The following is a 7,454-nucleotide window of genomic DNA, read 5'->3' as shown; positions in this document are numbered from 1 at the left end:
AGCCTAGATTGACATGCGCGATGCAACCCTTAACTTGCTTGCACCTATCGTTTCCATGCTAGCTTTATCGTAACGCTAAGGAAGCTCTGAAAAAGCCCATGTTTCGCGAAATCACCGCTCTGTAACCCGCATGGTTGCTGGGATGCATTTCTCGAGCGGGGGCTTTTTCAGACCTTCCTTAGCTTAGCGTACGATTTTTTCCGAATTCTGCGGTTCCCCCTGGAAGACCTACGCAAGTTGGGCCAGCTCAGAGGTGGAATCAACGAAGGCGAGCGAATGAGGCATCTTTTCTGGCGTCTTAACTTTCTCCTTCTCTCCGGGGCAACAAACAGCGCCCAGATGTACCATGAGGCCGCCGCTCTTTCCTCCGAGCTGGATACTCGTTGGTCTTACCGCTCCAAAGAGCTTATGACGCTCTACAGCAAGGCGAAATCCTATGAGGCTGGGGAACGTGTCGAGTTCGGCGGAAAGTCGTTTGCACCGCTATACACGCCCAAAAACGACACGCTGATCAACCTATTCCAGATCTCACAGCAAGAACAAGAGCAACTGAAGACGATTATCAGCACTGACGAGGCTCAGAAGCGCCGCAGAGAGCGCGATAGACTGCGTGATGAAGAACGTCGCCGCGCCGCTGGCCAGCTTGAGCGTGAAGCCTATGAAGCCAACTCATTGAGCAGGCAAAAGCCCTGGGAAGCTATGGGCATGAGCCGGGCTAAATGGTATCGCCTGGGCAAGCCTTCACCTCAACAAAACAGTGAGACAAGTCCCTCCCCTATTACTAATGGCGAAGCCTCAGCGGTTGCCCTTCAGGCGGCCAGGTGTAAAGCCGTTTAGATGGCTATTTCAAAGTGAGTGAGATTTCGTAACGGATGGCAGCCCTAGAGGCTGCTTTCTTTTGAGGGGTTAGCAGGCGTATAGCCATGCTGGATCTCAGTCTATCACTACCTGCTTAATATTCCACCTTTAGATCCGGCAGCAGTTCGACCAGGTGGCCAACTTACCAGGCACCGGCAGCAGCTCGACCGGGTGGCCAAGTTCAGATCTGGACGCCAGAAGGAAATCAACCAGGTGGCCAACTTACCAGGCACCGGCAGCAGCTCGACCAGGTGGCCAAGTTCAGATCTGGACGCCAGAAGGAAATCAACCAGGTGGCCAACTCACCAGGCATCGGCAGCAGCTCGACCAGGTGGCCCATTTCGTACGTACGAAATCAGGCGACGCTATGCGAAATCTTGGCGGCAATCCCCCGCGACTACGTGATTTTTTTAACGTAGAGCGCGCTTTTTCTTGCCATAGTAGGCCATTTTGGCCTATAATCTTAATTAAGAAGACCGGGCACCCGCCACGGTCAATACCGGAGAACTCCGATGATCCACACAGCTAACCGCACCTTTCACCAACTCTATCGAGAATGGATACGCGAACGCCGCGAGCATATGCACAACGTTTTGACCTGGGAGCGTGATCGTTACGGTGCTCGCCTCGTCGGTCTGTTTTATCGTTACTGCAAGGTGGCCAACCCCTTTCCCCGTTGCACTCTGAATACTCGGATCAACTACCGCGCCCATGCGGTGAATCTGCCAGATTGGCCAGCCCGCAGCCTGGAGCTGAATAAAATGTGGCTCAGTTGGAGAGAAAAAAAGTAGGCCGATTTGGCCTATTTTTTATTGTACCCGCTTGACACAATAGGCCAAAATGGCCTATTATATATCTCAGAAGGCCGGGCACCCGCCACGGTCAATACCGGAGAACTCCGATGATGCAAACAGAACTTAATCCCCTGATCTGCTCCCTGGTCGCCACCCCTCGCCGTATGGCTGCAATGCCCCGCTATGTAGGCCGTTTCTATGTGGTTTTCGAGTCGATGCTTTACCAGCAAATGAAAGGGCTCTGCCGCGAGTATCGCGGGGCTTATTGGCTTATGTGGGAGCTGTCGAACGGCGGCTTTTATATGGCTCCTGGGCGTCGTGATGAAATGCTGAACATCGAGGCCATGAACTACTTTAGTGGCCAAATGAGCGCCGATGCTGCCGGGATTACCGCTTGCCTCTACCTCTATAGCCATCTGTCATTTCACACAGAAGGCGCTGACCAGGAGCGGTTTTCAAGGCTGTATCACAGCTTGCGGGATTGGGCTTGTGAGCATGACGAAAAAGAGGCCATCTTGGCCGCAATAGACTAGCAACAGAAAGCCCCGGTGATGGCCGGGGCTCTTAAAGGAGGTGCATAGGTAGAAAAAGAAATGGTGCCCCTGGTATGGCTGCAACCAATCACAGGGGCTTTCACCGGTCAATTTGAGGATAAACGCGATGAATACGGATATTGTATCACTTGCAAAACACATTGGCGACGCTCTGACGGCCCGCCGCCCCGTTCATATGCCGCGCATGAAGATGCGGGAGCTTGGCTTGCTCTTGATTGAACTGAAGGCGTATCGGGAGGCCGCCGCGACCGTTACCCATTGATAAAAAAGCCCCGGCATTGACCGGGGCTATTTGAGGATTTATCGCATGATTAGACCTGAAACGCTTAGGCCGTTCGCTGAAGATTGGCAGGCTCCAACCGCCGATGAAATCAAAGAGGTGTTGGAGCTGATTAGGCAACGAAAAGGGCTTAGTAAGCCTCTCAGTGGCGTTGATGTCGCTGATCTCGTTGGTTTGCCTGGTGAGAGAGGCAGCGGAAAGGGAACCCGAACCTTCAGGCGTTGGGTGAGCAAAACCAACCCTAGCCCTATTGCTTATGGTGCCTGGTCTATCTTGGCCCACCTGGCAGGTTTCGGGGCTATATGGGACGCTGACCGGGATTGAAACCATGACCGAACATAAGGCCGAACGTGCTCCCTGGGGAGACTTCCCGGCAGTAGTGAGGAACGGCGATCTAAAGGATCTCTCTAAAGAACCTGAATACGAAGCCGCCAAACATGGCGACCACAAGGCGATGAGCTATAAGCGCATGAAGCCGGCCGAGGACGAATTGCATTGCGAGATCAAGGCGCTGCTTGATCGCGCCAAGGCTACCGACGACCAGGAGCGTAACGAGCCGGAGCTGGACATTCCTGCCGAGATTTCTCGCCGCGAGAAGCGCCTGGAGGCGATCCAGGCGGCAAAGGCGCGCCTGGAAGCGCGCCAGCGTGAAGCGGACCAGGCCCGGGGGCGCAGCGAAGACGATGGCCGCCGGCCTCGCCATCCGGATGGCTCGGACAAGGGCGGTGGCTCGTACAAACGCGAGTTTGGTGTGCCGGATGACCGTGATCAGGAAAGCTTCACCGATCCGGACAGCCGGATCATGAAACACGCCGGTGGTGGCTCCGAGCAGAGCTACAACGGGTACACAGCGGTCGATGCCGAGCACCAGATCATCGTGGCGGCGGAGTTGACCAACTGCGCCGCGGACAGTCAGGCGCTGCTGGGCATGCTGGCAGCAGTTCAGGCCAACACCGGAGAAATGCCGGCCCAGACGCTGGCGGATGCGGGATTCCGTAGTGAGGCTGTTCTGGCAAAGGTCGCCGATCACCACGGCGATGTCATCGTTGCCCTCGGCCGCGAGGGACGTGAAGATGCCAAGGTCAATGCCAAGACCCATCCGCATACGGCGGCGATTGCGGCGAAATTGAAAACGGAGCAAGGCGATGCAGCTTACCGCCGGCGCAAGTCGATCGTGGAGGCTCCGAATGGTTGGATCAAGGCGGTGATGGGATTGCGTCAGTTCAGCATGAGGGGCCTGGACAAGGTGCAAGCCGAGTGGAAGCTCGTCTGCATGGCGCTAAATCTGAGGCGAATGGCGTATCTGTGAGGGCGAAGGTTAAATGGGGCGGCTCAAATGCACCCCAGTCGTCATAACACGCCGCGCGCCGCAAGATTGGTATCCTTGGCGCCGACGCCTTGCCAATTGCAGAGAGCGCCGCCGCCATCGTCAGTGCTCTACAGAAAACCGGTCACACGGCTCTGCCGCGCAGACTCCTAGCCTAAATGTGACAGTGGTTGGTAATCCATGCCGCCCGCAAGGGCGGCGGTGGTGGGCCAATAGATGATTTTCAGAGCCTTACTGCCCGTTGACGCCCAATCCCTCGAGCGCGAGTCTAGCCGCAGCGGCGATGACGGCCTCGCTGTGCTTGTCATCCTTGTTAGGCGCCCGGGTGTAGACGGCCAACACAATAGGTGCGCGCCCAGTGGGCCAGACGACGGCATAGTCATTTGCCGTGCCATACACTCCGCAGGTTCCGGTTTTGTCTCCGACTGCCCAGTCTGCCGGCACCGCCGCGCGGATGCGGTGGTTGCCGGTCGTGTTTCCCTTTAGCCAATCAACAAACTGCTGCCGCTGCGGCGCAGCCAGTGCAGAGCCCAGTGTCAGTTTTTGTAAGCTTTCCGTCACGGCGCGCGGCGATGAGGTATCGCGCGCATCGCCTGGGATGGCGGAGTTCAGCTCCAGCTCCCAGCGGTCCAGACGGAACGTGGTATCGCCGATAGAGCGCATGAAGGCCGTCAGCCCGGCCGGGCCGCCCAACTCCTTCAGCAACAAATTGGCGGCGGCGTTATCACTGTATTGCACGGCGGCCGCGGACAGCTCCGCCACCGTCATGCCTGTTGTCAGATATTTTTCCGAGATGGGTGACCACGGAACCAGCGCATTTTTGCCGTAACGGATGGGTGTGTCCAGCAAGCCGGCCTGCTGCTGGCTGCGAGCCAGCACAGCGGCAGCAAGAAAGCCCTTGAATGAGCTGCACAGTGGGAAGCGCTCCTCAGCGCGGTAACTTACAGTTGCGCCTGAGCCGGTATCCATCGCGTACACACCGATGGAGCCGCCAAAGTCCTGTTCGAGTTTAGCGAATGGTTCCGCGACGAGGTTGGTCAGCGCGGTGGCAGAAAAGCCAGCCAGCGGCCATGAGAGACAAGACAGCAGAACTAGACGGCGATACAGTGACATCAACGATATTCCTTGTTTGAAGGTGGAGCTAGGTGTAGCGGCCGGATGTAATCAGGCCGCTACAGCTGGGATTAGGGGTCTGACGCTCAGTGGAACGAAAACTCACGTTAAGAAGTCATTTTTCAATATTATTGAAGCATTTATCAGGGTTATTGTCTCATGAGCGGATACATATTTGAATGTATTTAGAAAAATAAACAAATAGGGGTTCCGCGCACATTTCCCCGAAAAGTGCCACCTGACGTCTAAGAAACCATTATTATCATGACATTAACCTATATGTCAAGACCCGGCTGGTTATACACGCGTTTCCTGAACAATTCAGGGCGTTTTTCATGCCATTCCTTGAGCGCCTGAACGGGTGTTTTGTGTTGGAGCGCGCGTTGCGGAATGCTGTGGTTGTAGATCTTGACGTAATTGCGCAGCGTCGATTCCAGTTCGGCAGCTGAACCAAAACGGGTCTGGTTGACGATGTCGCTGATACGACCGTTGAAGCGCTCCACCATGCCGTTGGTCTGCGGATGACGAGGCGGGATGAGCCGGTGCTCGATGCCGAGCTGCTTGCACAGGCGGTCGAACACGTGTGTGCCGCTGGGTTCCTTCTTCTTGCCGCCAGCCGTGAAGCGGTCGGTGAACTGGCTGCCGTTGTCGGTCAGAAGCTTGACGATCTTGACGGGACAGGCTTGCTGGACTTTGTTGAGGAAGTCGCCACTGCTGCCATCGGTCTGGTCGGCATAGAGCTCGATGAAGACCCAGCGCGTAGCACGGTCGATGGCAACGAAGAGATAGCGCCTTGCCGTCTCGTCGGGCATCTGCGGCAGGTACTTGATGTCGATGTGCACAAAGCCCGGCTCGTAGTCCTTGAAGGTCTTTTTCGTGGCGGGCGCAGTGCCTTCCTGCTCGACCAGGTTACGTAGATCCGAGACACCGTGGCGGCGCAGGCAACGTCCCAGGCCGGCACGCGAGACGGCTGGATTGATGAACTCGCGCGTGACCGCCAGCAGGTCGTCCGTGGGCAGCAGCAACGTCTTGCGCAGCTCCACCACGATGAGCTCCTGCTCGGGCGTGAGCGTCGTGTACATCTTGTTCGGCGCATGCGACTTGTCTTCAGGAGACTCGCGGTTTTGCCACTTTCGGATGGTTTGGCGGGTGACGTTGTACATCCTGGCCAGTTCGGCCTGCGGGAGCGTCGAGTTCCTGATTTCCTCACGGATCAGGTGGGTAGTACGGGCTTGGCTGTGCAGTGCCTGGGTCATCGAGTTGCCAGTGAAGAGTCGGATTGGAACAGTGTACGCAAAACGTGTCTGGCCTTGAAGAGCGGCCAGCTACGCATGGGTACATGATCCCACGAGTCCAGACACCTATAAAAATAGGCGTATCACGAGGCCCTTTCGTCTTCAAGAATTTTATAAACCGTGGAGCGGGCAATACTGAGCTGATGAGCAATTTCCGTTGCACCAGTGCCCTTCTGATGAAGCGTCAGCACGACGTTCCTGTCCACGGTACGCCTGCGGCCAAATTTGATTCCTTTCAGCTTTGCTTCCTGTCGGCCCTCATTCGTGCGCTCTAGGATCCTCCGGCGTTCAGCTTGTGCCACAGCCGACAGGATGGTGACCACCATTTGCCCCATATCACCGTCGGTACTGATCCCGTCGTCAATAAACCGAACCGCGACACCCTGAGCATCAAACTCTTTTATCAGTTGGATCATGTCGGCGGTGTCGCGGCCAAGACGGTCGAGCTTCTTCACCAGAATGACATCACCTTCCTCCACCTTCATCCTCAGCAAATCCAGCCCTTCCCGATCTGTTGAACTGCCGGATGCCTTGTCGGTAAAGATGCGGTTAGCTTTTACCCCTGCATCTTTGAGCGCTCTGATCTGAATATCGAGGGACTGCTGGCTGGTTGAGACCCGCGCATAACCAAAAATTCGCATAAAATGTACCTTAAATCGAATATCAGACACGATGTGTCTATTATGCCAAAATGACGATTTAATGGACACTCAAACGAAGCCGTTTTACTATGTCTGATAATTTATAACATTTCGGACGGTTGCAAAAATGTTACTAAATGCCCGTCAGGCAGGGAGGCCGATATGCCCGTTGACTTTCTGACCACTGAGCAGACTGAAAGCTATGGCAGATTCACCGGTGAACCGGATGAGCTTCAGCTGGCACGATATTTTCATCTTGATGAAGCAGACAAGGAATTTATCGGAAAAAGCAGAGGTGATCACAACCGTCTGGGCATTGCCCTGCAAATTGGATGTGTCCGTTTTCTGGGCACCTTCCTCACCGATATGAATCATATTCCTTCCGGCGTCCGGCATTTTACCGCCAGACAGCTCGGGATTCGTGATATCACCGTTCTTGCAGAATACGGTCAGAGGGAAAATACCCGCCGTGAGCATGCAGCGCTGATACGTCAGCACTATCAGTATCGTGAATTGGCACTGTTGCAAAGTTAGCGATGAGGCAGCCTTTTGTCTTATTCAAAGGCCTTACATTTCAAAAACTCTGCTTACC

The 7,454-nt window shown here is 55.3% G+C and carries 7 protein-coding genes and 2 pseudogenes; 6 read left to right on the top strand and 3 right to left on the bottom strand.

Features of this window, described 5'->3' with window-relative positions; genetic code table 11:
* Positions 1 to 276 precede the first annotated feature (276 nt).
* The 5 genes and pseudogenes from V6E55_RS24495 to V6E55_RS24470 all read left to right on the top strand — a co-directional run.
* Positions 277 to 837, top strand: a complete 561-nt coding sequence (locus V6E55_RS24495; RefSeq protein WP_014343471.1) for a replication protein — start codon at positions 277 to 279, stop codon at positions 835 to 837.
* Between the two features lie 533 nt (positions 838 to 1,370).
* The gene (locus V6E55_RS24490) at positions 1,371 to 1,649 is read left to right on the top strand and encodes a hypothetical protein (protein WP_013213990.1); all 279 of its coding nucleotides are present in this window, start codon (positions 1,371 to 1,373) and stop codon (positions 1,647 to 1,649) included.
* Between the two features lie 110 nt (positions 1,650 to 1,759).
* Positions 1,760 to 2,185, top strand: a complete 426-nt coding sequence (locus V6E55_RS24485) for an antirestriction protein (protein ID WP_013213989.1) — start codon at positions 1,760 to 1,762, stop codon at positions 2,183 to 2,185.
* Positions 2,186 to 2,312: 127 nt separating this feature from the next.
* Complete coding sequence (locus V6E55_RS24480; protein WP_013213988.1) at positions 2,313 to 2,468, top strand: hypothetical protein; 156 nt, start codon at positions 2,313 to 2,315, stop codon at positions 2,466 to 2,468.
* Positions 2,469 to 2,931: 463 nt separating this feature from the next.
* Positions 2,932 to 3,795 (top strand): annotated as a pseudogene (locus tag V6E55_RS24470) (IS1182-like element ISKpn6 family transposase); the annotation flags it as partial.
* Between the two features lie 249 nt (positions 3,796 to 4,044).
* Here V6E55_RS24470 and V6E55_RS24465 read toward each other — a convergent pair.
* From V6E55_RS24465 to V6E55_RS24455, 3 genes are all read right to left on the bottom strand, one after another.
* Positions 4,045 to 4,926, bottom strand: a complete 882-nt coding sequence (locus V6E55_RS24465) for a carbapenem-hydrolyzing class A beta-lactamase KPC-2 (protein WP_004199234.1) — start codon at positions 4,924 to 4,926, stop codon at positions 4,045 to 4,047.
* A 275-nt stretch (positions 4,927 to 5,201) separates the two neighbouring features.
* On the bottom strand, positions 5,202 to 6,182 hold the full coding sequence (locus V6E55_RS24460) for an IS481-like element ISKpn27 family transposase (protein WP_013213985.1): 981 nt from the start codon (positions 6,180 to 6,182) through the stop codon (positions 5,202 to 5,204).
* Positions 6,183 to 6,304: 122 nt separating this feature from the next.
* Positions 6,305 to 6,862 (bottom strand): recombinase family protein, encoded by a 558-nt coding sequence (locus tag V6E55_RS24455; protein ID WP_001217881.1) that lies wholly within the window; start codon positions 6,860 to 6,862, stop codon positions 6,305 to 6,307.
* Positions 6,863 to 7,024: 162 nt separating this feature from the next.
* On the opposite strand from V6E55_RS24455, the pseudogene V6E55_RS24450 reads away from it, so the two are divergent.
* Positions 7,025 to 7,381, top strand: a pseudogene (locus V6E55_RS24450) (DUF4158 domain-containing protein); the annotation flags it as partial.
* Positions 7,382 to 7,454: the final 73 nt, after the last annotated feature.

It is taken from the genome of Enterobacter sp. 342 (genome assembly GCF_036663495.1).
In the GTDB taxonomy this organism is placed as follows: domain Bacteria; phylum Pseudomonadota; class Gammaproteobacteria; order Enterobacterales; family Enterobacteriaceae; genus Enterobacter.
This window is presented reverse-complemented; position numbering and strand designations above follow the sequence as displayed.

Coding starts and splice junctions, on each gene's coding strand:
- V6E55_RS24485 (WP_013213989.1), top strand. CDS start 1,760: ATGATGCAAACAGAACTTAATCCCCTGATCTGCTCCCTGGTCGCCACC.
- V6E55_RS24495 (WP_014343471.1), top strand. CDS start 277: ATGAGGCATCTTTTCTGGCGTCTTAACTTTCTCCTTCTCTCCGGGGCA.
- V6E55_RS24480 (WP_013213988.1), top strand. CDS start 2,313: ATGAATACGGATATTGTATCACTTGCAAAACACATTGGCGACGCTCTG.
- V6E55_RS24455 (WP_001217881.1), bottom strand. CDS start 6,862: ATGCGAATTTTTGGTTATGCGCGGGTCTCAACCAGCCAGCAGTCCCTC.
- V6E55_RS24490 (WP_013213990.1), top strand. CDS start 1,371: ATGATCCACACAGCTAACCGCACCTTTCACCAACTCTATCGAGAATGG.
- V6E55_RS24465 (WP_004199234.1), bottom strand. CDS start 4,926: ATGTCACTGTATCGCCGTCTAGTTCTGCTGTCTTGTCTCTCATGGCCG.
- V6E55_RS24460 (WP_013213985.1), bottom strand. CDS start 6,182: ATGACCCAGGCACTGCACAGCCAAGCCCGTACTACCCACCTGATCCGT.